At 45.9% G+C, this 24,603-nt stretch carries 24 protein-coding genes; 12 read left to right on the forward strand and 12 right to left on the reverse strand.

The window, feature by feature from the left end:
* Nucleotides 1–103 precede the first annotated feature (103 nt).
* From NDA06_RS07890 to rpsU, 4 genes are all read left to right on the forward strand, one after another.
* The gene (locus NDA06_RS07890) at nt 104–673 is read left to right on the forward strand and encodes a zf-TFIIB domain-containing protein (protein ID WP_190412661.1); all 570 of its coding nucleotides are present in this window, start codon (nt 104–106) and stop codon (nt 671–673) included.
* 64 nt (nt 674–737) lie between these two features.
* A complete protein-coding gene (locus NDA06_RS07895) occupies nt 738–2,396 on the forward strand; it encodes an ABC transporter ATP-binding protein (protein ID WP_190986004.1) in 1,659 nt (552 codons plus the stop codon).
* Between the two features lie 183 nt (nt 2,397–2,579).
* Nucleotides 2,580–2,927 carry an RNA-binding protein gene (locus tag NDA06_RS07900; protein WP_190412663.1) on the forward strand — a complete coding sequence of 116 codons (348 nt, stop codon included), beginning with the start codon at nt 2,580–2,582 and terminating at the stop codon, nt 2,925–2,927.
* A gap of 33 nt (nt 2,928–2,960) precedes the next feature.
* Entirely contained in the window at nt 2,961–3,143 is a 183-nt protein-coding gene (rpsU, locus tag NDA06_RS07905) for a 30S ribosomal protein S21 (RefSeq protein WP_190412664.1), read from the forward strand.
* Between the two features lie 58 nt (nt 3,144–3,201).
* Here rpsU and NDA06_RS07910 read toward each other — a convergent pair whose 3' ends face one another.
* Nucleotides 3,202–3,372, reverse strand: coding sequence for a hypothetical protein (locus NDA06_RS07910; protein WP_190437060.1), 171 nt, complete (start codon nt 3,370–3,372; stop codon nt 3,202–3,204).
* On the opposite strand from NDA06_RS07910, the gene NDA06_RS07915 reads away from it, so the two are divergent.
* The 3 genes from NDA06_RS07915 to NDA06_RS07925 all read left to right on the forward strand — a co-directional run bounded on the left by NDA06_RS07915 (nt 3,371) and on the right by NDA06_RS07925 (nt 6,464).
* A complete protein-coding gene (locus tag NDA06_RS07915) occupies nt 3,371–3,952 on the forward strand; it encodes a hypothetical protein (RefSeq protein ID WP_199300607.1) in 582 nt (193 codons plus the stop codon). The genes NDA06_RS07910 and NDA06_RS07915 overlap by 2 nt on opposite strands.
* A 244-nt stretch (nt 3,953–4,196) precedes the next feature.
* Nucleotides 4,197–4,652 (forward strand): hypothetical protein, encoded by a 456-nt coding sequence (locus NDA06_RS07920; RefSeq protein ID WP_190412887.1) that lies wholly within the window; start codon nt 4,197–4,199, stop codon nt 4,650–4,652.
* A gap of 273 nt (nt 4,653–4,925) precedes the next feature.
* Nucleotides 4,926–6,464 carry a serine/threonine-protein kinase gene (locus NDA06_RS07925; protein WP_190412665.1) on the forward strand — a complete coding sequence of 513 codons (1,539 nt, stop codon included), beginning with the start codon at nt 4,926–4,928 and terminating at the stop codon, nt 6,462–6,464.
* Between the two features lie 564 nt (nt 6,465–7,028).
* Here the strand turns inward: NDA06_RS07925 and NDA06_RS07930 are convergent.
* A complete protein-coding gene (locus NDA06_RS07930) occupies nt 7,029–7,223 on the reverse strand; it encodes an NblA/ycf18 family protein (protein ID WP_190412666.1) in 195 nt (64 codons plus the stop codon).
* 401 nt (nt 7,224–7,624) lie between these two features.
* On the opposite strand from NDA06_RS07930, the gene NDA06_RS07935 reads away from it, so the two are divergent.
* On the forward strand, nt 7,625–7,750 hold the full coding sequence (locus NDA06_RS07935) for a hypothetical protein (RefSeq protein ID WP_277878396.1): 126 nt from the start codon (nt 7,625–7,627) through the stop codon (nt 7,748–7,750).
* A gap of 325 nt (nt 7,751–8,075) precedes the next feature.
* Here the strand turns inward: NDA06_RS07935 and NDA06_RS07940 are convergent, their stop codons facing one another.
* From NDA06_RS07940 to NDA06_RS07950, 3 genes are all read right to left on the reverse strand, one after another.
* On the reverse strand, nt 8,076–9,071 hold the full coding sequence (locus NDA06_RS07940; protein ID WP_190437067.1) for an L-lactate dehydrogenase: 996 nt from the start codon (nt 9,069–9,071) through the stop codon (nt 8,076–8,078).
* Between the two features lie 180 nt (nt 9,072–9,251).
* The gene (locus NDA06_RS07945; protein WP_190986003.1) at nt 9,252–10,685 is read right to left on the reverse strand and encodes an alkaline phosphatase D family protein; all 1,434 of its coding nucleotides are present in this window, start codon (nt 10,683–10,685) and stop codon (nt 9,252–9,254) included.
* 409 nt (nt 10,686–11,094) lie between these two features.
* A complete protein-coding gene (locus NDA06_RS07950; RefSeq protein WP_190986002.1) occupies nt 11,095–12,441 on the reverse strand; it encodes a metallopeptidase TldD-related protein in 1,347 nt (448 codons plus the stop codon).
* 323 nt (nt 12,442–12,764) lie between these two features.
* Here NDA06_RS07950 and NDA06_RS07955 point away from each other — a divergent pair, with 323 nt between their 5' ends.
* Both NDA06_RS07955 and NDA06_RS07960 read left to right on the forward strand, forming a co-directional pair.
* Nucleotides 12,765–15,248 (forward strand): DUF4157 domain-containing protein, encoded by a 2,484-nt coding sequence (locus NDA06_RS07955; protein ID WP_242047466.1) that lies wholly within the window; start codon nt 12,765–12,767, stop codon nt 15,246–15,248.
* Between the two features lie 98 nt (nt 15,249–15,346).
* Nucleotides 15,347–15,832, forward strand: coding sequence for a type III secretion system chaperone (locus tag NDA06_RS07960; RefSeq protein ID WP_190986001.1), 486 nt, complete (start codon nt 15,347–15,349; stop codon nt 15,830–15,832).
* 137 nt (nt 15,833–15,969) lie between these two features.
* On the opposite strand, the gene NDA06_RS07965 is transcribed toward NDA06_RS07960, so the two are convergent.
* The 3 genes from NDA06_RS07965 to NDA06_RS07975 all read right to left on the reverse strand — a co-directional run bounded on the left by NDA06_RS07965 (nt 15,970) and on the right by NDA06_RS07975 (nt 18,840).
* Nucleotides 15,970–17,478, reverse strand: coding sequence for a TldD/PmbA family protein (locus NDA06_RS07965; protein WP_190986000.1), 1,509 nt, complete (start codon nt 17,476–17,478; stop codon nt 15,970–15,972).
* A 79-nt stretch (nt 17,479–17,557) separates the two neighbouring features.
* Nucleotides 17,558–18,244, reverse strand: a complete 687-nt coding sequence (locus NDA06_RS07970; protein WP_190985999.1) for an ROK family protein — start codon at nt 18,242–18,244, stop codon at nt 17,558–17,560.
* Between the two features lie 125 nt (nt 18,245–18,369).
* The gene (locus NDA06_RS07975) at nt 18,370–18,840 is read right to left on the reverse strand and encodes an ABA4-like family protein (protein WP_190985998.1); all 471 of its coding nucleotides are present in this window, start codon (nt 18,838–18,840) and stop codon (nt 18,370–18,372) included.
* 107 nt (nt 18,841–18,947) lie between these two features.
* Between NDA06_RS07975 and NDA06_RS07980 the strand changes: the two genes are divergently transcribed.
* Together NDA06_RS07980 and NDA06_RS07985 are read left to right on the forward strand one after the other, a co-directional pair.
* A complete protein-coding gene (locus NDA06_RS07980; protein ID WP_190985997.1) occupies nt 18,948–20,387 on the forward strand; it encodes a radical SAM protein in 1,440 nt (479 codons plus the stop codon).
* 123 nt (nt 20,388–20,510) lie between these two features.
* Nucleotides 20,511–21,143 (forward strand): D-Ala-D-Ala carboxypeptidase family metallohydrolase, encoded by a 633-nt coding sequence (locus NDA06_RS07985; protein WP_190686477.1) that lies wholly within the window; start codon nt 20,511–20,513, stop codon nt 21,141–21,143.
* Nucleotides 21,144–21,266: 123 nt separating this feature from the next.
* Here the strand turns inward: NDA06_RS07985 and NDA06_RS07990 are convergent, their stop codons facing one another.
* From NDA06_RS07990 to NDA06_RS08005, 4 genes are all read right to left on the reverse strand, one after another.
* A complete protein-coding gene (locus NDA06_RS07990; protein ID WP_190412888.1) occupies nt 21,267–21,608 on the reverse strand; it encodes a hypothetical protein in 342 nt (113 codons plus the stop codon).
* A 78-nt stretch (nt 21,609–21,686) separates the two neighbouring features.
* Nucleotides 21,687–21,971, reverse strand: coding sequence for a hypothetical protein (locus NDA06_RS07995; RefSeq protein WP_190428072.1), 285 nt, complete (start codon nt 21,969–21,971; stop codon nt 21,687–21,689).
* A gap of 237 nt (nt 21,972–22,208) precedes the next feature.
* A complete protein-coding gene (locus NDA06_RS08000; RefSeq protein WP_190985996.1) occupies nt 22,209–23,351 on the reverse strand; it encodes a class I SAM-dependent methyltransferase in 1,143 nt (380 codons plus the stop codon).
* Between the two features lie 245 nt (nt 23,352–23,596).
* Entirely contained in the window at nt 23,597–24,331 is a 735-nt protein-coding gene (locus NDA06_RS08005; RefSeq protein ID WP_190437098.1) for a glutathione peroxidase, read from the reverse strand.
* Nucleotides 24,332–24,603: the final 272 nt, after the last annotated feature.

Here is a 24,603-nt window from a genome sequence, read left to right on the forward strand (position 1 = left end):
ACAGTAAGGGATCGCAGGAGTCGCTGTCCTGGTGCAAGTGCAAGATGTCCGAAAAAACAGAGTAAATTAATAAAAAATTAAACTAGGAGAGGAAGAAAAACTGGTGAACTGTCCAAAATGTAAGAGTGTATCGCTACTCGATGGCACCCTGGCGGGAAATTTAGCTGTAAAACACTGCACCGATTGCAAGGGAACCTGGATTCCCTCTGCGGAATACGAAGCATGGCAAGCACAGCAACCGGAACTGACTCCCGCAGATCCGGAATCTATCGCTCAAATCCTAAATGTGGATTTTGTGCAGTCTCCCTTTGATACCAAAGCAGCACTGTGTCCAGAGTGCGGTCGTTATTTATCTCGCGCCAAGGTAAGGCTGAAAACGCCGTTTTATGTAGAGCGTTGCCTGAATTGTAATGGGATTTGGTGCGATCGCGGGGAGTGGGAGGTACTATCTCAATTAGGGTTGCACACCACGATTGAGCAGCTGTTTTCCAGTGAATGGCAGATCAAGGTGGAAAAACAGCAACAATCCGAGAAAGAACGTGAAGCCACAATGGAAAAACTCGGTCCCGAATTGGCAGCGCGTGTGTTTGAGCTGGCGGAACAGTTAGCAAAACATCCGAATGGAGATTTTGGTGTCGCTTATCTGATGCGGCAAGTAGGCGTCACAAAATAGCGGAAATTGCGACCTTGTTGGATTACTAATTGTTCATCACCCATTACTTATTCCCCGTTACCGAATGACTGAGAGCCTGTTTTGTGTAGAAAATCTGCGGGTTGCTTATCCCAGCCGTCGATCTACTGTCATGCCTTCTTGGGCAGTGGATGATGTCTCTTTCACTTTAGAACCTGGAGAGAAACTGGGATTAGTGGGAGAATCGGGCTGCGGTAAATCAACTCTGGGAAGGGCGGCGATGCGCTTGTTACCAGCTTCGTCTCGCATTGAGGGGCGGGTGACGTTTGCTGGGAATTCCGTGTTCGATCTGACTCCGGCACAGTTACGGCGGTTTCGGGGGGAAGCGGTGGCGCTGGTGTTTCAAGATCCGATGACGCGCCTCGATCCCCTGATGACGATTGGGAAGCACTGTCTGGAAACGCTCCGGAGTCATCAACCTCATCTGTCACGGCAACAGATGAAAGAAAAGGTACTCGAAACCTTGGATGCGGTGAAGATCCCGGCAAGTCGATGGTCGCAGTATCCTCATGAGTTTAGTGGAGGAATGCGGCAACGAGTCGCGATCGCGCTGGCCTTGCTTCTCAACCCAAAGCTAATTGTGGCAGATGAACCTACGACCAGTTTGGACGTAACCGTAGCCGCACAGATTTTACAAGAATTGACGCGACTGTGCCGGGAACGAGAGATGGCATTGTTGCTGATTTCTCACGATTTGGCAATGGTGGGAGAGTATTGCGATCGCATTGCAGTGATGTATGCCGGGAAGATGGTAGAAACTGGCTCACCCCAGTCTATCTTTCGGCAACCGCAACACGAATATACGCGATCGCTTTTGGACGCGGCTTTTCACATCAGGAAATATGACACGGAAGTTGAGGAGCCGAAGAGCAATCATTCATTACCAACTCCCCTTCTGCGAATCAAAAATTTGCAGCAGTACTATACCTTAGAGAGCAATTTCATCGGACAGTTTCTTTCCAAGAATGTCCCCGTTATTAAAGCGGTAGATGATATCAACTTGGAACTTTATCCAGGGGAAATTTTAGGCTTAGTGGGAGAATCCGGATGCGGGAAGAGTACCTTGTCCCGGACGATCTTGCAGTTAATTCGCCCAACGAAAGGAAGCGTTGAGTTTCTGGGACAGGATTTAGCTCAGATGTCTACTAAAGCCGTGAGGGCATCGCGACGGCAAATGCAAATGGTGTTTCAAGATCCCCATGCTTGTCTCAATCCGCTGATGACAGTCGGTGAAAGTATTGCCGATCCCCTGTTTATCCACAAACTGGCTAGCCCCGATGAAGCGAAAGTGCAGGTAATGCAGATGCTAGAGCGAGTAGGTTTAACGCCTACAAGCGAGTATTATCAGCGGTATCCCTCGGATTTGTCGGGGGGACAGCAGCAACGGGTCGCAATCGCTCGTGCTTTGATTACTCGACCCAAACTGCTAATCTGCGATGAACCAGTGAGTATGCTAGATGCTAGCGTCCAGACACAAGTACTAGAGTTAATGTTAGAGTTAAAGCGGGAATTCGATTTAACGTATTTGTTTATTACTCACGACCTCTCTGTGGCAAGATTTTTGTGCGATCGCATTGCAGTTATGAATGCTGGTCGTATTGTCGAACTCGGCTCAACCCACGAGATTTTTACGAATCCCCAGCACCCCTACACCCAGACGTTGCTACAAGCCGCCCCTTTACTGGTATCGCAGCAGCCAAAATAGAATTGTTTTGACTGGTCAGCACAACATGGCATCTACGATCGGCTTCAGAGTCAGGGACTAAATGGTGTGTTAAAATCCTTAAACATAGACTTATATTCGGCTGTAGTGTTTGTTATTTCTACTGACAGGCAGTTTCTCCGGATCTAACTCTCTACACCACTTTTTTGATTCTGGAGACATTCCATGTCAATCTATGTAGGCAACCTATCCTACGAAGTTACGCAAGACGACCTCAGTAATGTTTTTGCTGAGTATGGAACCGTTAAGCGGGTTCAGTTGCCAACCGATCGCGAGACAGGTCGGATGCGTGGTTTTGCTTTTGTGGAAATGGATACAGAAACTGAAGAAACTGCCGCCATTGAAGCTCTCAACGGCGCTGAGTGGATGGGACGAGAGCTAAAAGTGAACAAAGCTAAGCCTCGTGAGGATAAAGGAGGCGGAGGTCGTCCTGGTGGTGGCTGGGGCGGCAACAATAGAGGCGGTGGCGGTGGCGGCGGCGGCGGTGGCGGTGGCGGCTATCGACGCTACTAATGCAATTAATCAAATAGTTTAGGAGGACACCGGATGACCCAAGTAGTTGTAGGCGAAAATGAAGGCATTGAGTCAGCCCTGCGCCGATTTAAGCGTCAAGTCTCTAAAGCAGGGATTTTTCCAGATATAAGACGGCAACGTCACTTTGAGACTCCTTTGGAAAAACGCAAGCGCAAAGCGATCGCGAGAAGGCGTAAGAAGCGTTTCCGTTATTAAGTCTTACCGTCCGAAAATCGAGTTTAAGACAGATTAATAACTTCATCTGTAACATTCTTCAGCACAACGCAGCCTCAAGAGCGTTTAACAGCTTGCTATCAAGCGATCTTTGCTTAGGCTCTATTTCAAAAGCTGGTGAGGCTTTAAAGCAAAATTTAAAGGCATCACCATCACAAGTTTTGAAATAGAGCCATTTCTTGTATTTTTCTCTACAAATTTTAGCAAGCATGACCCCAGAAGCAATACGTATTATCGCTGACCTAAGGCGTGAGTTTTATTCTCTCTTTGCTACTGCTATGAATGTGCCAGTGAGAGTTACTGGAAGTTCCTATAGTAGTAATTTTCCGATTGCATCTTGGATAGACAATCGGAGCCAAGTGAACTATATAAGTATTTACGCATACACTGCACCAGACAAGTTAATTCCTCAACGCCCATTTCTTCTACGAGTGGCGATTAATAAGAGCGCTGGTAGAGTTACAACGGCACAATGGGGAAGAGAATGTCGAGGACTTAATCAGGGTTGGTACTTCGAGTTAACTGTACTACCAGAGGAAATCTTAGACTTTCTACCTTGGGTCGTCAGCTTGGTGAAAGCGCACGACCGGGGTTCCCTGTCGCTTGTTCAAGACCCCCCTCATCCATTTGAATTTAAAGTATCCGAAGGGCCTTTGTCCAATGATGCTTGGACTCATTCTGCTTTGAAGATTGCAGACTCTTCAAAGTCTCAATCTTTCGTTCCCGCGATACTTCCGGAACCGAAGAACCGAGGTGCAGAGGTGTCTAGGAGTAGAAGAGCCGGAATATAAGGCCGGATTTCACCTGAAAATCTTTCGATATCATAGATAACATTGATAAACTGTCCTGGGGAGCGAGGGACTAGAATTATAAAAGATTCCTTAGTTTGATTTTGGGATAAAGCCGCACAAGCGTATTCCACTTTACGTCCCAAGACTCCGGTTATACTAAACTTACTTGTCGCCTTGAATATTCATCCTGGAAGGGAAGAATCGTTTAAAGGCGGCGTTTCAAGCAGGCAGCAAGGTGACAACCGTGGGTCACACCTTTTTAATGGAGGCAGGACGATGGACGCTCCAAGGAAATTGGCTGGAGCGTCACGAGATGCCAATCACCGTGAGTGGCAGAACATTAGTGGCCTGGGGTCGAGAAAACTGGTTCACAATGGTGACAAAGCTGAGCTTTCCAGGCAGCGCCCGCGAGGAAATTTCTTTACAATATCGTGGGCGATTTGATGCTGGGGAACGCCAATATACCTATGTACTACAGCACAATCTTTTAGGTCGTGTTGAGGGCGAGGGCTGGGTTACGCCAGATTCGATCGTTCAGCGTTACTGGGTATTAGGCGATCGCCAGCGGCGCACTGGTTTCGATACCTTGCACCGTCTCAATGAGAATACCTACTACCTTTCTAGTGGCATCATGGCGGGTCATTATTTGACTAGCACGATGGAAGCAACGATGGAGCGTCAGCCACAATCATATTCTTGATCGCTCTAGAAATTCAGCTTCAGGCTCTAGATGGTCAGTAAGAAGTATAAAGTGTGAAATATGAAGCGGAATTTGGGAAATATAAAGTAAGAGGTATGAAGTAGGAAAGAACGTTTACTGGTCTTTCCGGTTTCTTGCGTGGAACTCAATATCTGTTTTCGCTTGAAGGCTTAAAACTCCATCCTGAAGACATAAGACTTCATCCTTTGAGATAAAGTTAATAGTTCCCTATAGTTAAATATTACAAATGCTCCCGATTTTAGGAGCCAAATTATGATGACAGACCCCAACACCGATCGCTTACTCGCCAATCGCTATCAACTCTTAGGGTTGGTAGGCAAAGGCGCAATGGGTCGAGTGTATCAAGCCAGGGATATGTTACTGGGAGGTGTCACCGTCGCGGTTAAGTTCCTCTCTCAGACGCTACTAAACCAAAAAATGCGCGATCGCTTTGAGCGAGAAGCAACCATCTGCGCTGTTTTGGGAGAAAAAAGTATTCACATTGTCCGAGTCAGGGATTATGGCGTGGACGAGAACGAAATCCCGTTCTACGTCATGGAATTTCTCCAAGGGGAGAGTCTGAGCGAGGTTCTCAAAGACCGGCCCCTGTCCTTGCCCCGATTTTTGAATATCACTCGCCAAATTTGTTTAGGGCTACAATGCGCTCACCAGGGCATCCTCATAGATGGTGAAGTCTGTCCGATTATTCATCGGGATATAAAGCCTAGTAATATTACAGTCGTTCAAGATACGACTTTAGGTGAGTTAGTCAAGATTCTGGATTTTGGCATCGCCAAGCTGCTCCAGTCCGACATCGCTCAGACTAACTCGTTTATGGGCACTTTAGCTTATTGTTCTCCAGAACAAATGGAGGGCAGAGAACTGGATAAACGCTCTGACATTTATAGTCTGGGCGTAATGATGTTTGAGATGTTGACGGCTGAGATGCCCTTAATGGCAGAGACTCACTCGTTTGGCGGCTGGTATAAAGCTCATCACTTTATCCCCCCAAGAACTTTTGATTCGGTTAATCCCGATCTAAAATTGCCAAAATCTCTAGAAAGCTTAGTGATGAGCTGTTTGGCAAAAGTCCCTAGCGATCGCCCCCAAAATGCGGCTCAAGTGTTGCAAGCATTAGAGCCATTGGAGCAACGTTTTGGTCAAGGTCGGCAATTAGGTCAGCGGATTGGAGAAGTTTTATCTAAACTGCCCGTCGTAGCCGATCCCAAACCTAAGAACGCCCCGACAGCCGATGAAGTCTGCCGCTTAACTTCCTGGCCTAAAAACAAACCAATTGCAGAGATTGTATTTCCCCATCTACTTCGCACTAGCCGCGAAGTTTTGCCTACCCTGTGGGTCATGCTTCACAAACCGGAAATTCAGAATCGCCTGATCAGCACTCGCTACAATCAGTTTCTGTTTTTGATGTCTCCTCATCCTATGCTGCTGTGGATTACCGCCTTGCACAACCGCGAACAAGGCCCTCGCTGGCTCAGTTGCTACCTGGATCTAAAAACTTCTATGGGTCAGGATATTGTGCGACAACTGGGAGAAAACGGGATTTACCGGATTTTGTTCTTTGCTTTAGAAGAACCGCATCGGTGCGCGAATGTAATGATTTCCACAATTGCCCCGGTCCAACGCCAAATGTTGCAAGAGTGGGCAAATACAAGCCAAACCTTACCCTCAGTGGCTCAGCCCCAAATGAGTAAAAGTCTGCTCAAGCAAGAGTTTGAGAAGCTAAAGCCCAAGATTTTGATGAAGCTGGAATCTGTTCAGACCGGAGATTATTCTTCGGATATCTCAGGCTAGTCTGGGTGCTGAGTTAGGGCAAGAGAGTCAGGAGTTCATGGAGAGTCCAATAGACTCGCGCTTGATTATTTTTAATTTTACACTTGATTGCGATCGCGTCGCCTATGCCCGCAGGAGTGCCTGCAAAGCGTCTATTCGCTAGCGGTTCTCGCTTTCGCTCATGTCTGCACAGCGATCAAGCTGTCGCATTTATTTTTGTAGTATGAAAATTTTTGTAGTACGAAAACCTAAACTCAAAAAACCAATTTCGCTTATGCCAGTACTGCCAAACTTGTCATAAACTATTCAACTTCATGTCAAAACTCTGAAAAATCGGTACCAATTCAGCAAGCTTGACACGCCAACCGAGAAATCTTGGTCTACGTTCATCTACTTAAACACGCTTCCTTACTACAAGATATTATCTTTGTCCTTCGGATATTTAAATAGACAACGCTTCCAACCGTAAGCAATTTCCTAAAACTCAACGTTCTTGAAACTGAAGTTGACGCCCCAGCACCCCCAGCTTCTTTCCCCTGAGGAACAAAGCAAGAGACGGAGGTCGCCCACTGCGACACGGATACTCTATTCCTGAGGATTTGGCTCTAAGCCCCATTGGTGCTTCAGAAGATGCTTGTATGTAGCTTCGCGCATCACCATTTGTTCATAGAGTTTGACCAAGAAGTGCTGAGCTTGTTCGCGGCTCATATTCTCCACTTGGCTTTCAAAGGAACGGATGCTGAATTGTTGTTCGAGAGACAGTTCGATAGGTTGGTTCATGGTAAGCTCCGACTTTAGAGAGAGTGTATGTTTATCAATCGCTGAAGCACTCACAGGGTAAGGGCTGAACATCGCTGAACCGTCTAACCATTTCCCTGTTATTACGAAAGATAACAATAATTTGACAAAATGCCCATCTTTCTTTGTGTATACTTCAGTTGATCCCAAAGATGGAATATGCACCCAGAAAGTTTCATCTAGGGTTGAGGTAGTTTTAGCAAGTTGTTGGAGGGAAAATTGCTCATCACGAACAAACGGCTAAGTAAATATACTTACTAAACCATAGCAGTGCCGCTCTTCAACCAGTGGAGACGCAATGCAGTTCCCTAAACACATTGCATTCAACACATTTGCTCTCTCAAGTGACTCTACCCACCCAGAGGATGTCTGAGAAGTCGGTTATGGCACCATCCAGTCGGTACCGCCTTTTCTGCATTTGGGCGACTTATGCGGTAGCCGCCCCTACGAAAGGCTCATCGAGCAATCCTCAAGGGTTGTCAGAATTAATCGCGTTGGCGATCTCGTAGTGGGCCTGTATGGCGCTCAGCTCGCGCCTTCGCACTGCATAGCGCTAAGGAAGAGGAAGAAAAGAGATGGAAGATTTCATGAATGATTTAAGATGAATGGCGCTGACTTAAGCCCTGAACTAAAACCCTAAACTAAAGTTTGGGCTAAGAGCTAAGGTCAGTTAAAACTGACTAAAATACTGCCAGAACAAAAGCTTTCAACCTGTGAAAACACGTTGAAAGCTTTAAGGTGAGGGATTTATCTCAAGGCTCTTATGTCAGTGCCATTCGATTTAAGATGGCTATACTACTTTTCAAATATCCTCTTAAACTGATAGCTGAGAGATTAAAGGTTGACTTGCTGAATCGTTTGGCGCAGGATTTGACTAGATCGTTGCAATTGTTCTGACTCTGTAGGGGTCAAAGAGAAATTCAGAACCCTGGTAACACCCTGACGATTTACGACCGCAGGCAAACTCAGACAAACATCATTAATTCCGTGAAGACCATTTATCAAACTACTAACAGTCAAAACTCGGTTTTGATTGCGTAAAATTGCTTGCACAATCTGAGTAACCCCTAAACCAATCGCGTAGCAAGTTGCTCCTTTGCGTTGGATAATCTCATAGGCGGCGTTCTTGACCTGTTGAAAAATCTCGTCAATTTGTGCAGTTTTCGTTAAATCATTATTGTCATGAACATCTAATAAATTCATTCCCGCAATATTGGCTTTGCTCCAAACGGGAACTTCACTGTCTCCATGTTCCCCAATAATATAGGCGTGCAAACTACGCGGGTCAACTTGTAACTTTTGGGCTAACAGATAGCGAAAACGAGCTGTATCTAACACCGTGCCCGAACCAATCACACTAGAACTAGGCAACCCAGAAAGCTTCCAGGAAACATAGGTCATGATATCTACTGGATTCGAGACGATCAAGAGAATCGCTCCTGGAGAACATCTCACGATTTCTGGAATCAAATTTTTAAAGATTTCGATGTTGCGCTGCACCAAACTTAACCGATTTTCTCCAGGCTTTTGTTTTGCTCCCGCTGTGACAATTACAATATCGGCATTTTCCCCATCTTCTAGGGTTCCCGCTCGTACTAGGCTGGGTTCGACAAAGGGTAGCCCGTGGACTAAATCCATGACTTCCCCTTCTAGCTTTTCTCGATTAACATCAACAATCACCATTTCATCCAAGGTGTTTTGAATCAGGATTGAGTAAGCGCAAGCCATTCCTACCTGACCTGCACCAATAATGACTCCCTTCCGGGGACGACGAGCGATCGCTAAGTCAAGATTAGTCTCGGTAGGGGTTGTAAATAATTCTTCAAACATATCTATCTGATGGAAAATGTCGTTGATGTAATGATATCGAAAACCAATCCTTTTCAGATAAAGCTAACCTTCTTTTCCTTTAATTATTTTTATCATTGTGTCTCAACAACACGCTTTTAGCGTCTCCAGAATGTTTTGGAAACGCTAAACCACGGCGTTAATTTAAACAAGTCGCTACTTCTATGAAACCTTGTTTAACTCGATTCTTTCTCTATCAAAAGTTTTATTATCGTAGTCAATACTAAACAAATCAAAAATAATAGATAACTCTCCATCGGCAAGTTGTTTTACATGAAGCAAGCTAAAATTATTTTTAGTACATACATATATTTTTTCTATTTTGTAGGGAATTTTAGTTTCATTACTTTCAATAAAATTTTCATCAATGACTATCTTTTGTAATATGTTCATAGCAAATTTACTTAAAGATGCATAGGCGATACCGCTAGAAGTAAGCTGAAACACTTTAGCCGATGGAGATTCCTCGTGGGATAACTTGAAAGCGGCTCCCATGTGTACATCTCCGCTCAAAAATACTATAGGTTTCTTGGTTTTTTGTGAAATCTCAAAAACCTTCTTCAATAGTTGGTCTCGTTCTGCCCAATTAGATTTATGATCCCAATGATCTCGTAAATCATCAGTGTACTTCCAATAGGGGATGTCTAAATTATTAACAGCAAAGCTCTTAAAGTGAACGACTGGAACTGGCGACACAATAAATAAAACGCGGGATTCAGAATCATATTGGGAATTTAGCCAACCGTCAAAACGTTTCCACTGCTCGGCACCTAAAAGACGCAGCTCTTGCCGATTATAATCATGATGTCCCCTCATATCTAATACATAAAAACTACAGAATCCACAATTGAACTGATAGTCAAATTGATCAATACTGGTATCTGTAGGAGGATTATGAGAATGTTCGTATTCTTGATAAACTTGCTTAGCAGCCTCAAACATTTCATTTGCTAGCCGCAAATGTTCTTGAGTATTTCGTAACTGCCATGAAGTATCTAGCTGTGCGGCTAATTCATTGGGTGTATAAGAACCCCAGCCATCCATAATTTCATGGTCATCCCATATCATATACGTGGGAAAAGTTTTAAAAAGTTGTTGTACCTGGGGGATGCCCCAATAACCCCGATAGATATCTCGATACCAGGAAATCATATCGGTTTTAGAAGGGTTTTGTTTTTTGTTCTTCTTTAACCAGCTCCAGATATTTAATTGTTTATTTCCTTCTCCATCCACATATACTTGGTCGCCAGTACCTATCAAAAAATTTGCATTTGTATCCAATAATTCTTGCTTAAATTTGTCCCACATTTCCAAATTGAGGAGCTGATGCTCGTCGTAAGGCATATGGCAACTGAACATCCCAAAATTCACCTCTGTGGGATGTTCTGGAAAGGTTTGAAATGACAGGTTTTGTTCGTTGCCCAATTCCCAGGGTTTTTCTCTATCCAAGTGAAATAGAGCGTAATAATAGCGAGTATCGGGTTGGAGATTTTTTAGGTCTACTACACCTGTTAAGTCATGCTCTTGATTGAGTTGGAGTGGGACAAGAGTAACGCTATAAATTTCTTGGGAAATACTTGGAGAGGTTAATCGCAACCAATGCCCTTTTTCGTCGTTGATTATCTCCGGAGTGCCATTGGTAGGAATTCGATGGCGAGAAAATACTAGCCAGTAATCTCCAGGGGAAGACGCCCGGAACCACAGGCGGGTGCTAGTGGGAGTAGTATGTCCAATGATGCTGGCACAATCGAGACGGGAATTGGGCCAGGGGCGCTGTTCGGGGTCATAAAAATTGAGGTGGGACAAGGTCAAATTGAAACTCGGCTTTGATAGAATGTCTGCGAATTTCAATATTAACTAGAAACGGTTGATATTGATGGTTTAGCGGACATTTAGGCGACAAACACAAGGAACCGAATCATCGGCGCGATATACTTTGCGATCGCGCGTTATTCCTCTGGCTGCTTTTTTTGGCTTCTAAACTGCTGCCCAGAACCCCTATAAATCAAACGCTGTCAGTCACGCTGCTAAAATTAAACACCCCCACTCGTACCCCAGGCACAACACTGCTGCCGTAGCGTTGGACTGTACTCAGAGCATCCACATCCCGCAGCATTTCAGGCAAACTCTGGTTAAAGCGCAAGTTTTTAATCGGGTAAGCAATTTGACCATTCTCGATCCAGAAGGTGCCATCACGACTCATTCCCGTTACGACTAATGACCGAGGATTCACATAGCGCACGTACCAAGCCCGACTCACCAAAATTCCTCGCTCTGTCTGGGCGATTAGGTCAGCTAGACTTCGATCTGAGCCAGTCATCACAATTGGATACATCGCGCCTGTCGGCTTTTTGCCCTGCTGTGCCGCCCAGTAGCGGCTATAGGAAAGCGTTTGAGGGATGCCGTCCTGAATGACTTCTTTGTAGTCATTGCTTAATCCATCGCCAAAGAAAGTACCTAACTGCAACAGAGGATGAGCGGCATTTCGCTGTACTTGTACGATGGGGCTAAACATTGCTTCGCCCAAACGGTTACCAGCGGGTTTGCCTGACTCATCAGTGCGAGACATAAACGACCGCCCTTCATCTGCTGCGCGTGCATCCAAATTCCAGACGATCCAAGGGAGCAAAGCAGCAAAAGCGGCTCCATCAAAGACAACTGGATACGCGCCAGGATGGACTTCGCGGGGTTGGCGCGACTTGATTGCCCGCTCAATTAGCTGCTGGGTTAATTCCTCAATTGGCAACTGTTCAAGCGCCCACGCGGAGCGATTACACCAGGAGGAACCATCGCCAATTCGAGCTGTAAAGCTGAAATCTGCCTCTGTAGTTTGATTGCAGGCGCGTAGTCCCCGCGAGTTTGCGATCGCATATAAGTTCGTCTCTGTACTCAACGTTCCCGAACCATCCACTCCCGCCTTCGCACTCATGGCGCAGACACGCTGGATAATTTCGCCCCGTGCTAGCGGTGAAAGGGTTGCCGTTGCCCGATCGAAGGCTGGGGTGCGCTCTTCGTAAACTTGAGGTTCTAGCAGTGGCACCCACTCCGGATCTTCTGGGGCGAAACGGGCAAGTTCTTCCGAGCGTTTGATGGCAGATGCGATCGCATCTGAATCTAAATCTGTCGTAGAACTAGAGGCACTCTTGCGTCCGAAGTAACTGGTGATGGTGAGCTTAAACTGAGTGCTACTAATATTTTGGCTAATTTGATTTTCCGAGAAGCGGCTGAGGGATTCTTCACCAGTGCTGAGACTGACAAATACCTCCTCGGCTTCCGACTGTTTAATAACTTCTTCTAATAGAGAGATCGCCCGATCTTTACTGATTAAACTGGGTGCTGTTGCTAGAGTCACGATAATCCTGAGATTTGTGGATGGTTGAGTGTGGGATGAAGCGATGCGATCGCGTTTAGATTTCGGGTGCGAGGCTTTTCAAATGCCAATTAACAAAATAATTAAAAGCTCTATTCCAGAGTGCCAGATTATTCGTAAATTCAGCAACGCTGCAACAGTCAGTAGTTCTGATGTACGTGAGTTTTCTAGGTTTACATCTCAATAGGTTATCCCAGCTTGCTCTACTCCGGTTACAAAATATTACATTTATGCTAAAACAGGGAACTAAAGATAATATTGACAAGAAACAATATTATTTTGCAACCCTGGCATAGAGGCGAAATATGACCTACGAGAGAATGCGAAAAATTTCCTCCTGGAATCCCGCTTCTAGCCAGAAAAACAGCCACAGCATTCAGTCGCGCCCTTTTGCAATCCAACCAAAACCTGATTCGCAGCTGCCTCCTACCCAGCAGGAAATAGAAAATCAAGCATTTGACCAGCATAAGTTTGAGGCGACGGGACTAGAAATACAGGCAAAACACGGCAGCATAACGCCAGAGGGACAGGAACGACTAACGGTATTACAGGCAAAGATGGATGCCTTTTGGCAGCAGAAAAGAGAAAGTACGCAACGCCAAGGCATTAACTTATTAGAAATCCCCAACCTATTTGCTCCCCGCCAAATATCGACACCCCAACCAATTCAGGCAAAACTGACGATTGGAGAACCAGGGGATCGGTACGAACAAGAGGCAGATCGAGTAGCGGCTCAAGTCGTGAGTCAGATTAATAACGCACCTGCGCCTAAACAGTCAGCTTCGGGTGAAACTGTCCAGCGAGACGAAATGCCCCAGATGGATGAGGAGGAAAAACTCCAGCAGAAACCAGAAGGCAGCATCCAGCGGCAAGATACGCCCCAACTCGATGAAGAAGACGAACTCCAGATGAAGCCAATAGTGCAGCGTCAGTCTGGAGCGGATGGAATGGCTGCAACAGCGGATCTGGAAACATCCATCCAACAAGCCAAAGGTAGCGGACAATCCCTCTCGGAAAGCATCCGAGAACCAATGGAAAAGGCATTTGGCGCAGACTTCAGCAGTGTCAAAATCCATACTGATGCCCAATCTCACCAGCTAAATCAATCAATTCAAGCCAAAGCTTTCACTACGGGTCAAGATATCTTTTTTCGGCAGGGGGAATACAATCCAGGGAGCCGCGGGGGACAAGAATTGTTGGCGCACGAGTTAACTCATGTGGTGCAGCAGAATGGGGGTCAGGTACAGCGGCAAATACAGAAATCATCTGAATTGTCCCCTGGCTCTCAAATCATGAGATTGAATGATACGCAGACTGGGGAACTGCCACTCATTCAAGCAAAAGAAATTATGGGAGTGAAAGCGTTTCAAGCAGCAACTTCGGTTTCCTTCTCCCGTCGTCCATCCGAACTAAAAAAAGTTGATGAAGCACTGAAGAAAGTACAACAGGCAGGTGCAGATAGCATTCTGCTGGGTGAGTTATTAGAGGCAATCGATCGCTGTCTAGATAAATTCTCAGATCTGCATCCTAGAAGATCGGGCGTTATTAGCTTGCGCGACCAAGTTATAGAACAGCAGACAGAAATTAGCCTGAACCTTCAAGATAATGACCAGCAGGCTCCAGCGGAAGGAAGAAGCCGAAGTGGAGCTTTTTCTGCTGAGAAACAAAGTGTTGGCAAAGGCAGCAATTTTAGTGATTTTGACAGCAAGCAATATCGAGTGTCAGGGCGATCGCCAAATCGGATAATTGAGGAGGTTAAGCGCACGCAATTAGGAAATGGGAAAGTCGTTTATTTCGCAATGGGTTTGGTGACTGGTTTTAACGGCAAAGCACCTCGCGTAGCACCCTATCCACAACCCGTCTCTCTAGGAGATTGGTACCCCTCTGTCACTCATATCAATGGTATGCAAGTAGCGCCAAAATCGGGACTTTTAAGCGCCGCAGCATTGCAAGAATCAGTCAACGAAGCGCTAGATGCTCAAGACGATGCCGCATTAGGACAGAATGCCATAGATGTTCTTTACACCTATAGCGCTCAACGGGGTGGTGTGGTAGCCGATCTGATTGACTGCCTCAAAGGAAAAGTCCAAGTTGACGACGAAGCAACAGAGAAGCAGGAAGAAATCATGCTAGATGCGGTGCGCCGCAAAACACGGGTTACTGTTTCTGCTCACAGCCGAGGAACGATTAAAACTGACAATGCAGTTAGAAATGTACACGAAGTTTTGAAACAAGAATATCTATTATTAGCAAGACAAGACCCCGCAGTTCTCAAAATCTATCAAGATTTTGCTCTGTTCTATCAAGAAAATGATATGGGACTAGGTATAGACCCAGAAATGTTAGCGGCAGCGGCGCGAGAGGAAGCCGCTAAGAGGATGGCTAGCGATCGCGCTAAGGAGGATATGAATACTTATATCCAATTAATTTTTGCCGGAAATGCTGTACAGCATCCGTCTTCAATATTAAAAACCGACCTATATGTGGGTGGATTTGACCCAGTTAGTTTTGCCGTCGGGACTTATAGCCATATTGGTAGCAGGATAGACTCTGCTATTGGTACCGGAGGACACGCTAAATCAACAGTTCATAGCGTGGGTAAAACTAAGGGACATGGTTTTGTCGGGAATTATGTTCCCGCTGTTAGCGATAAAATTGCTGAAGACTTAAGCGGACGGGAAGATATCCAAGACAAGCAAGCTAACCAAGCTTTATCTAATATTGATCCCGAAAGGTTAGCAGAATTAGAGCAAATGGGTAATAACTCTAGAAGGCGTAGGGGTAGGTAGGTTCGTTCGATTAGCGATCGCATCTCTACTTAATGATTTGAATTTGCTTTTTCTGCTGTAAATAGTAGGGAAAACTATATTTTATTCAGGTCAAAATTTTGCTGAAAGACGATGTAAATGCTGGTTTAGCAGCAATAAGTAAACCAGATAATTCATCTAAATTAATTTTAAATGAATCGGGTGGCTGCACTATTTCGCTCCCCTTTCCTCCTTCAATCGTTAAGTTGTCGGGAGGACAGTTGCAGGTAGAAATAAGAATGGCAAAAACGGGTGAATTTTTTACTTTGTTATCACCTTTAGCAGCGGTTCACGGTCAACTAAGCCGAGAATTTTTAGACGCTTTATTGCACAGGCAATTTTATGCCGAACAGGTTTCTAGTCTGAGTTTTGCGATCGCAGTTGTCGGCGATAGCGATCTGCTGGTGGCAGTTCATCATTGGATGCTGGATGCGATCGCACCAGAGGAATTTAAACGTTTATTTCAAAAATTTATCTCGGCAGTTTTATCTGCTCTTCCAGAAATTAATAATATGGCTAGTTCTGAAATATCGCTAGCACCGATTCATTCAGAGCAAAATTATTAAATTATTGGCAGAGTTTTCGGGAGTTTTGCTGTTAAATTATCTAAAATTAGAAAAAATAATCTACTTTTTCTGTAGGAAGATAGCGATCGCCTTAGAAATTGAAGATGATAGGGATGCGATCGCATCTCCATTTCAAATTACGAGGAACTGCCAATCTGAATATCGCGCACTCGCACGGGTACGCAGGCGTGAGTCATTTGGGCAATTTGGATCGGTTCGCCTTTACCGCAATTGTTAGCACCGCACTGCATCCATTCTGAGGCGGAACCAACTGCATCCACGCTATTCCAGAAGTCAGTTGTCATTGAATGGTAGGTAACATTTTTGAGCATCCCTACAACTTTCCCTTTCTCGACTTTCCAGAAAGCATCGCCGCCAAATTGGAAATTGCGGCGCTGTTGATCGATGGAGAAACTACCAATTCCGTCGATTAAAATCCCGTCTTCGGTGTCAGCAATCATCTCGGCTAAAGTGGCGGTATGGCTGCCTCCCTCTGGCCCTGGTTCTAGCCCTAAATTAGGAATGCGAACCATCGGCACGCTTGACCAACTATCAGCATAGGCGCAACCGTTACTGCTGGGGCGTCCAAGTCGATGGGCAGTTTCGCGGTCTGTGAGATAGTCTACTAAAATGCCATCCTTGACAACATACCAATCTTGTGAAGCAACTCCTTCATCGTCGTAGCCTGCGGTACTGCGTCCTCCCGGCTGGGTGCGATCGCATTTAAAATTCACCCAAGGTGCGGCATATTGCAGTTTGCCTAATTTATCAGTTGTGGCAAAGCTAGTGCCTGCAAAGTTGGATTCGTAGCCGTACACGCGATCGAGTTCTGTAGGATGTCCGACTGATTCGTGAATGGTCAAAAACAAGTTAGTCGGCTTGAGAATTAATGTAGAACGAATCCCAGAAGGGCCAACAGGCGCGTGAACTTTCTCAATCGCTTCTTCGGCAACCCGCTCGACTTGGCTAAGGATATCTGATTTATCGATATGCTCATAACCGATATTCAAAGGTGGGCGTTCGTAGCTGCGGCTTTGAGCATCGCCATTAGCGATCGCTGTACAGCCAAATCCCGGATAGCTACGGTAGATTGTTTGGTGAATGAGAGAGCCTTCTGTAGAAGCGAAGGTTTTGTCTTCGCGGCTGAAGCTGAGGTAAGAATAGGCTTTTTTGATGCCGCGATCGCCATAATTCAACAACTGCTCGTTCACATTCAGCAGCAGTTCTGCCTTTTCAGCAATTGGCACCGTAAAGGGGTCAATCTGGATCGGAGTGATGTAAGTATCCCGGTGCGCTTCAACAGGAACTAACTGCACCCGCGTTAGTTGGGAAAGGCGACTGGCTTTGGCGATGTCTACCGCTAAGGCAACAATTCTGGCAACTTCTGCCGGAGTTTTGTTATGGCTGGCAGCGAAACCCCAAGCGCCATCTAGCAGCACCCGCACCCCAAAACCAGAATTGACATTGTCTGACAAATTGCTCAAAGAGCGATCGCGTGCATAAAGATTCTGAGTTCGGTAGGAGCAAAAGCGGACATCTCCGTACTCGCACCCAGCTTTCCGAATCAGGTTGATCGCGAGTTCGCTCAATTCAGTCGTATAGCCTGGGGTTTTAACCTCAGAAATGGGTGCAGGAGCTTGTACCATAGCGATCTCCAATTAAAAACTAAAAATGTAAAATTAAATGCAAAAAGACTCTTTTTTAATTTTACATTTCTAATTCATTCTAATCCCGCCATAAAGCAATTCCACCCAATAAACCTGTCACATTGGGCACGATTTTCGTATTTGACGGTAACTCAAATGTTATCTTTTTCGCTTCGCCGCCGCCGATATAAAGGGAATCGTAATTAAACAAATGCTGAAGAGATGCAAGCGCTTTTTCTAGACGATTATTCCATTTTTCCTTCCCGATTTTATCCAAAGCAGCCCGCCCCATCTGCTCTTCATAAGTTTCTCCTTTGCGAAACGGATGATGACCCAGTTCCAGATTGGGTACCAGTGTCCCGTCTACAAACAAGGCGGAACCAAAGCCGGTGCCGAGGGTAATGACCAACTCAACACCCTTCCCGGAAATTGCTCCCATTCCCTGAATATCGGCATCATTTGCCACCCGTACCGGCTTGCCCAAGCGATCGCCTAGCACGGTTGCCAGATCGAATCCAATCCACTCTGGAGTTAGATTAACCGCCGTTTTCGTTACCCCGTCGCGCACGACACCCGGAAAACCAACAGATACGCGGTCAAATTCACCTGCTGCGGCAGCAAGACTTGCGATCGCATCAATCACAGGCTCCGGTTTGGCTGGAGCTGGAGTCTCTACTCGACTACGTTCGGTCTGTGGCTCTCCAGCTTCGTCTAAGACTATCACCTTGATGCCACTGCCGCCAATGTCAACCGCTAGGGTACGCATACATCTATTCTCTCTATTTGATAATGAATTGATTGCGAATTTTAGATTGACAATTTACGACTCGTGCAAATGTTAAAACTAACCTTTTTACACCGCTAGATTGTAATCCAAAATCCAAAATTCTCTTACGCCTGTGAAGTTGGAGTCGAGGCAGCTACGGAATCGGTTCCAGTTGGAAAGAAAAATTTATTTGTCACCCACTTTGTCAAAATATGAGACAACAGTCCCATTGGCCCTGCAAATAAGCACAGCACCAGCGAGTGGATTGTCCAGACACCAGTACGCTGTCCTTCCCAGTAAATGTAACGACCAACGAACAAATCCATTACCAGAAAATGAACCCACCCAATCGCAGCAGCTTTTTCGTCTGCAAAGAATCGAGCAATATCCGCTAGCTGAGGATTGGACATGGCTTGAGCAGATTCTGGGGTAATCGATGTAAAAAACCAATACACATATAAAGCTGCTAAAGCTACAAAGGGGAGATAAGATTCCATCACCCGCTTCGTCACGCCCCAGTTGGGTAGGAAAATCATTAGCGCCCAGAAAGGCAGAACAAACAGATTCGCGCCGTTGAATAGTTGAGCAATTGTCATAGATATGAAGAATTAACCTGACTATCGTCATCGTAAGCGACTGTTAAGCAGATTGCCGGTTAGAATCGGTGCCCAGAAACCTACCAATCGTCGCAGGAGCTTTCTGAATGAAGGTCAAAATGATTTTACCGGCTTTGACTGAAGCCCTCAGCCCCCACTGGCGACCGATTAAATATTCGCTGTTTCCGCCACTGGGATTAGCGACGATTGCCAGTTTTTTCAGCGAAGATGATGAAATTATCCTGCAAGACGAACACGTTGAGCGACTGGATTTAGATGATGAGCCAGATTTAGTGGTGATTCAGGTTTATATCACCTCAGCTTACCGAGCTTACGAATTAGCCGACCATTACCGTAAAAAAGGCGCATACATTTGTCTGGGTGGATTGCACGTTACCTCACTTCCAGACGAAGCTGCGACTCATGCGGATACCATTTTTCTTGGCCCTGGTGAGGATACGTGGCCTGAATTTCTCCAGGATTTCCGGGCGGGACACCCTGGTAAAGTGTATCAGTCGAAGCTGCGATCGCTCCTCGGCGTTCCTCCCATTCGCCGCGACTTAATTAAACGCCATCTTTACCTAATTCCGAACTCCATTGTCGTTTCGCGGGGTTGTCCTCACACCTGCGATTTTTGCTACAAAGAAGCTTTCTTTAAAGGCGGTAAATCTTTCTATACGCAACCTGTAGACGATGCACTGGCTGAAATTGAGCGGCTACCAGGGCATCATCTTTATTTTCTCGACGATCATCTGTTTGGCAACGCTGAATTCGCCGCCGCGTTGTTTGAGGGGATGAAGGGGATGGGGCGCGTGTGGCAAGCAGCCGCAACGGTACAATCTATCTTGCAGCCGGGATTGTTGGAAAAAGCAGTCGAATGTGGCTTACGCAGCTTGTTTGTTGGCTTTGAAACCCTTAACCCGACGAATCTCAAAGAACAGCATAAATATCAAAATCTTAATCGAGATTACAGCGCTGCGATTCGCCGTTTGCGGGATTTGGGCGTGATGGTGAATGCTAGCTTCGTTTTTGGCATGGATGACGATGATGAAACCGTGTTTGAGCGCACCGTTGAATGGGCGGTGCAGCAAGGGCTAGAAACTGCCACGTTTCACATTTTGACGCCTTATCCCGATACTGCTTTGTACAAACGCATGGCAGCGCAGGGACGAATTACTCATTCCAACTGGGATTTATACGATACTCGTCATGTTGTCTACAAGCCAACTAAGATGACGCCGGAGGTGCTAGAGGCAGGCTACTGGCAAGCGTATCGAGATTTTTACCGTTGGAGTAATATTTTCCAAGGTGCTTGGGCTAAGGATCGTTGGTCTGACCGGATGCGGCATTTGGTTTATGCTGGGGCGTGGAAGAAGTTGGAGCCAGTTTGGGACGGGATCATTCGGGCAAAGAAGGTGACTCAATGCCTGCCAACTTTGGAAAGTGTTTTAACCAGTTTTGGCGCTCATCCATCCCCGCAACCCCGAGAAAAGTTACCTCTTAAGGAGGAGGCAGCTGTTCTACAAGAGCAGATGCCAGTTTTATAAAAGTCTCTATAATCTTCCAGAGCGGGTTTTCCCTGACCTACAGCTGGGAAACAAGAGAATAGTGGTACAGGTTGCGCGGTAGGCTGGTATTTAGGGAATTGCCCGCTGGAGGGAGCGACCGATATGGAGTTCAAACTAACAAATGCCTTTAAGTTTTATCAGAATTTAGAGCATCAAAATCAAGCGATTGATGAGCTTGAGCAATGGTTCAAAGATAATCACCCAGAGCAGTTAGAGAAGTTTCACCAAGCTTTATTAAATGGCCCAAGCCCCGATCTTGCCCCGGAGGCGATGGAGAAACTGACACTCAAAAGTAGTCAACCGTTGGCTTTGGCAACCTATTCGTCTTCGTCAGAAATTCATCTGAACGATCCGATCATTGCGGGTGGTGACTTGACGTGGGCAGACGCGATTCCTAATGGCGATCGCCATCTCCCCGAAAATCTAGAAGTCGTGGAGAATATTATCGCTCTTGCCAAGCAGCTACAAGTTGCCAGAGACCAGATTGGTAAGCCTTTCCTGATCACCAGTTGGTATCATCACAAACCCTTTGGGGCTAAGGTTCATGGCGCGTCCAAAAATCAACCGATGACGGGCGGTGCTGTTGATTTTAGGGTGGAGGGCTACACCGGGCGACAGCTCGCAAAGATGCTGGATTGGTGGGAAGGCGGTTTAGCGACCTATATGTATGTGCCCTATATGCTGCATCTGGACATGGGTCCCCAGCGACGCTGGCAAGCACAATATCCAGGCTAGGGAACAATTAAAAATTAAAAAGCCTCAATTTTTAATTCTTAGTTTACGCGGTGTGCAACTTTTTCTTAACCTCCCTTGGCAAGGGAGGCAGAAATACAGAGAGTTGCACGCCGCGTTAGTTTCTTAACGAACACCAGGAAAGCTATTGACAAACTGAATCTGGATATCGGGAAAATTCTCGACAATCTGCACCTTGAGATCGGGAAAAGACTCAACAAATTGCCACTGACCGCACCGTTGGGGAAAAGCGGTGACAGGTTCGACGATTAAATCCGGAGAGGATGAGACAATCTTTACCTTGATATCTGGCAAGCTTTCAACAATTTTTATTTTGCCGTAAAGTGGCTTGCCATTGTAGGTGCAAGTGGCTTTGTTAATGACACTTTGAGCAGAAGCGATCGCTCCTAGCGGCAGCGTCACCAGTAGGCTAGTGCCAAATACAACCCAGTTCAACCAACGTTTCATCATCAAGATACCTGGAACAAGTTTAAATCTGCTCAATCTCAATCTATAAATTTAGGATTTGTGACTTTTATATTCTGCTTATTCAGTTAATGTATCCAGTTCCTCTTTGACAACCCGTAGAATTCGATCGAGATAGGCTTGTCGCCACTGTTCTCTCTCTTGTTCTACCTGCTCACTTGGCTGGTAATTCTCAATTTCTTCAACCGAAATCAGACCTTTTGTTTGAGCCAACCGTTCAACTGTATCGAGACGTTCGTGTAGAACAGAGACTTCCCCAGTTAGCGCCAAAACCATTGCCAGTAACTTGTCGCTTTCGGGATTTTCAAAATAAATAGGTTTTTTTCCCTTAGCTTTTTTTGCCATTACTACAAATTCTCTTGAATAACTTTATTTGTATTTCGTCGTTTTTGACAAATGGGTAAAAAATGCTGGAAATAGACTTTTTATAGAAGTCGGGGAAAGGTTAAAGTAACTATTTTTTCCTTCTTTTTTACCCAATCAAATCAACCATCTGATGATTTTTACCAGAAGTCTAATGACGAGTCTTTAGTCAGTCGTTACTCACTCATCACTGATGACCGATCGCTAATCACTGGTGACTTATTTACTGGCAACCAAGAGAAACCAATTGCCCCGACTGCCAAAACCGCCTCCTTGGGATGTGCCTTTCCAGCCACCTGTAGCAGCAACAGTTGGGGTAATTTTATCTGCTTCAAAACCAGCTTGGCTAGTCAGCGCTACCAAGTCTAGATCGCGCATGGCACTCCACCAAGGTTCGTTGTTATTTTGCGTTTCCCAATCAAACATGAAGGCGCTGTAGGGTTCCATGTTTTGATAAAGGGGAGCTTCCACATGAACCATCAGTCCACCCGGTGCTAATAGTCGATAGCATTCGCGCAGAATATTCGCGATCGCTGGTGGCGATGCTTCGTGCAACAAAATATGGGAGACGATCAGATCGAACGACTCATCGGGGAAATCTGTAGACTCACCATTCTGCTGCGAGAAGTGTACTCGCTTACCCAAAGCCTCCGCTCTTGCATGAGCGTACCGCAGCATCGGTGCCGCTACATCAATCGCATAAACTTCAGCTTCTGGGTAAGCATCCACATAAGGAAGCGTGCTGTGACCGACGGAACATCCGATGTCGAGAATTTTTCGAGGACGGAAGTTGGGATGCTGCGGCTGTAAGTAATTGCGAACCACAGACTGCCCTAAGTCGTCATTCATTGGCCCTAGACGACCCATTACATAAACGTAAACGCCGCGATCGTAGACAGCCCCTGCTGCGATGTCGTTTTCGGTATATTCGCTATGGTACCCACCCGGCATACAGTGAATATCGACTGCGGTGTGATAGGCGGGTATTTTTAAATCTGCATTTAAGGTTAAAGAACCCAAAGGGGTAACCTTGTCCTGCGCCTGCTCAATCAAATCGGCAAGCTGCCGATCGACGCTAGTATTGACTGAATCCCACATCATTTCTTGAGTGGTACGCCGCAATGCACCCCACATTCGGTAATAGGGTTCGTGCTGCATCAGACGGCGAACTTCATGCCGATCTTGAGGCGATCGCTGATGCTCCTGCTCAAACTGCGGTTTAAGCCGCTTCTCGTAAATTGCTTTATTTCCTGGGGTAATCTGACTGGTCAGGTAGCCTTTTAAGCTATTGACAAAGTTTTGGCGTGCTAACTCGTCATGGGTCGCTTGAGGTAACATCCGGTGTTGGAATTGTGTATCCATATCCTAATTTCCTAACCCCTTATTGTTTACTCTAACAAGTTATCGTTAGCTTTCAGGGGTTTTGGTGTAGGTAAACCCTCGCATTCACATCACGTTACTCTTCCCGAAGCGATCGCTAACCAACATAAATGCGAGAGCGATCGCGCCTAGGACAAAATCTAGAAGCGATCGCTCTTTCCTCAGTTAAGGACTCAGTTAAGGACAGAATCGCTTACTTGAGGTGACTGGCTGTTTTTTGCCTTCTTCTATCTAGCACTGAGGTAAGCTTCTAGCTTCTCAGAACCCCCAATCAACTTGCCATCAATAAATACTTGGGGAACCGTTGTTCCGCCTGTGACAGCCCGTAAAGAGCGAGTAGTAATTTCTTTGCCTAAGACAATTTCTTCGTAATCCAACCCATGCTCCTTCAGCATCACCTTTGCACGAGAGCAGAAAGGACAACCTACTTTTGTGAACAGGGAAACGATCTGAGGCTTTGCTGCCTCAGGATTGATATAGTTGAGCATTGTCTGGGCATCAGACACCTCAAAGGGGTCTCCCTCCACAACTGGCTCAATAAACATCTTTTCAATCGTGCCATCCTTCACCAGCATGGAATAACGCCACGACCGCTTCCCAAAGCCTAACTCAGCTTTATCAACCAGCATTCCCATGCCTTCGGTGAATTCACCATTCCCATCGGGAAGCAGAGTTAGATTCTCTGCTTCTTGGGATTTAGCCCATTCATTCATCACAAAGGCATCATTGACAGAAATACAGAGAATGTCATCAACGCCATTTTCATGAAAGACCTTAGCCAACTCGTTGTAGCCAGGGAGATGGGTTGATGAACACGTCGGAGTAAAAGCACCCGGTAGCGAGAAAACAACCACTGTCTTCCCAGCAAATAAGTCGTTAGTCGTCACATTCACCCACTCGTTGTCACGGCGAGTGCGGAAGGTGACGTTGGGAACTTTTTGTCCTTCTCGATTGGGAAACATGAATTTCACTCCTTGACTACAAGCGATCTGAATGATGAACTTCTATTAAGCGTACTCATTATGACTACATTTTGTCAAGGCAAAAACTTTTTTAACTCGCTTTCACGGCTAGAGAAAAATTGGATAAAACTGGGAAACCTGACTCTGAAGCGTGGCGCTACATAAACGAAGCCTGCTCCCGGCAGGCTAAAATTCTTCAGGCTGCTCCCGGCAACCTTTGCACGCGCCAGCCTCGCCCTGAAGGGTGTGGGCGCATACATTAGGTGGGAATG

Source organism: Trichocoleus sp. ST-U1 (assembly GCF_039961835.1).
Lineage (GTDB): Bacteria > Cyanobacteriota > Cyanobacteriia > Cyanobacteriales > FACHB-T130 > FACHB-T130.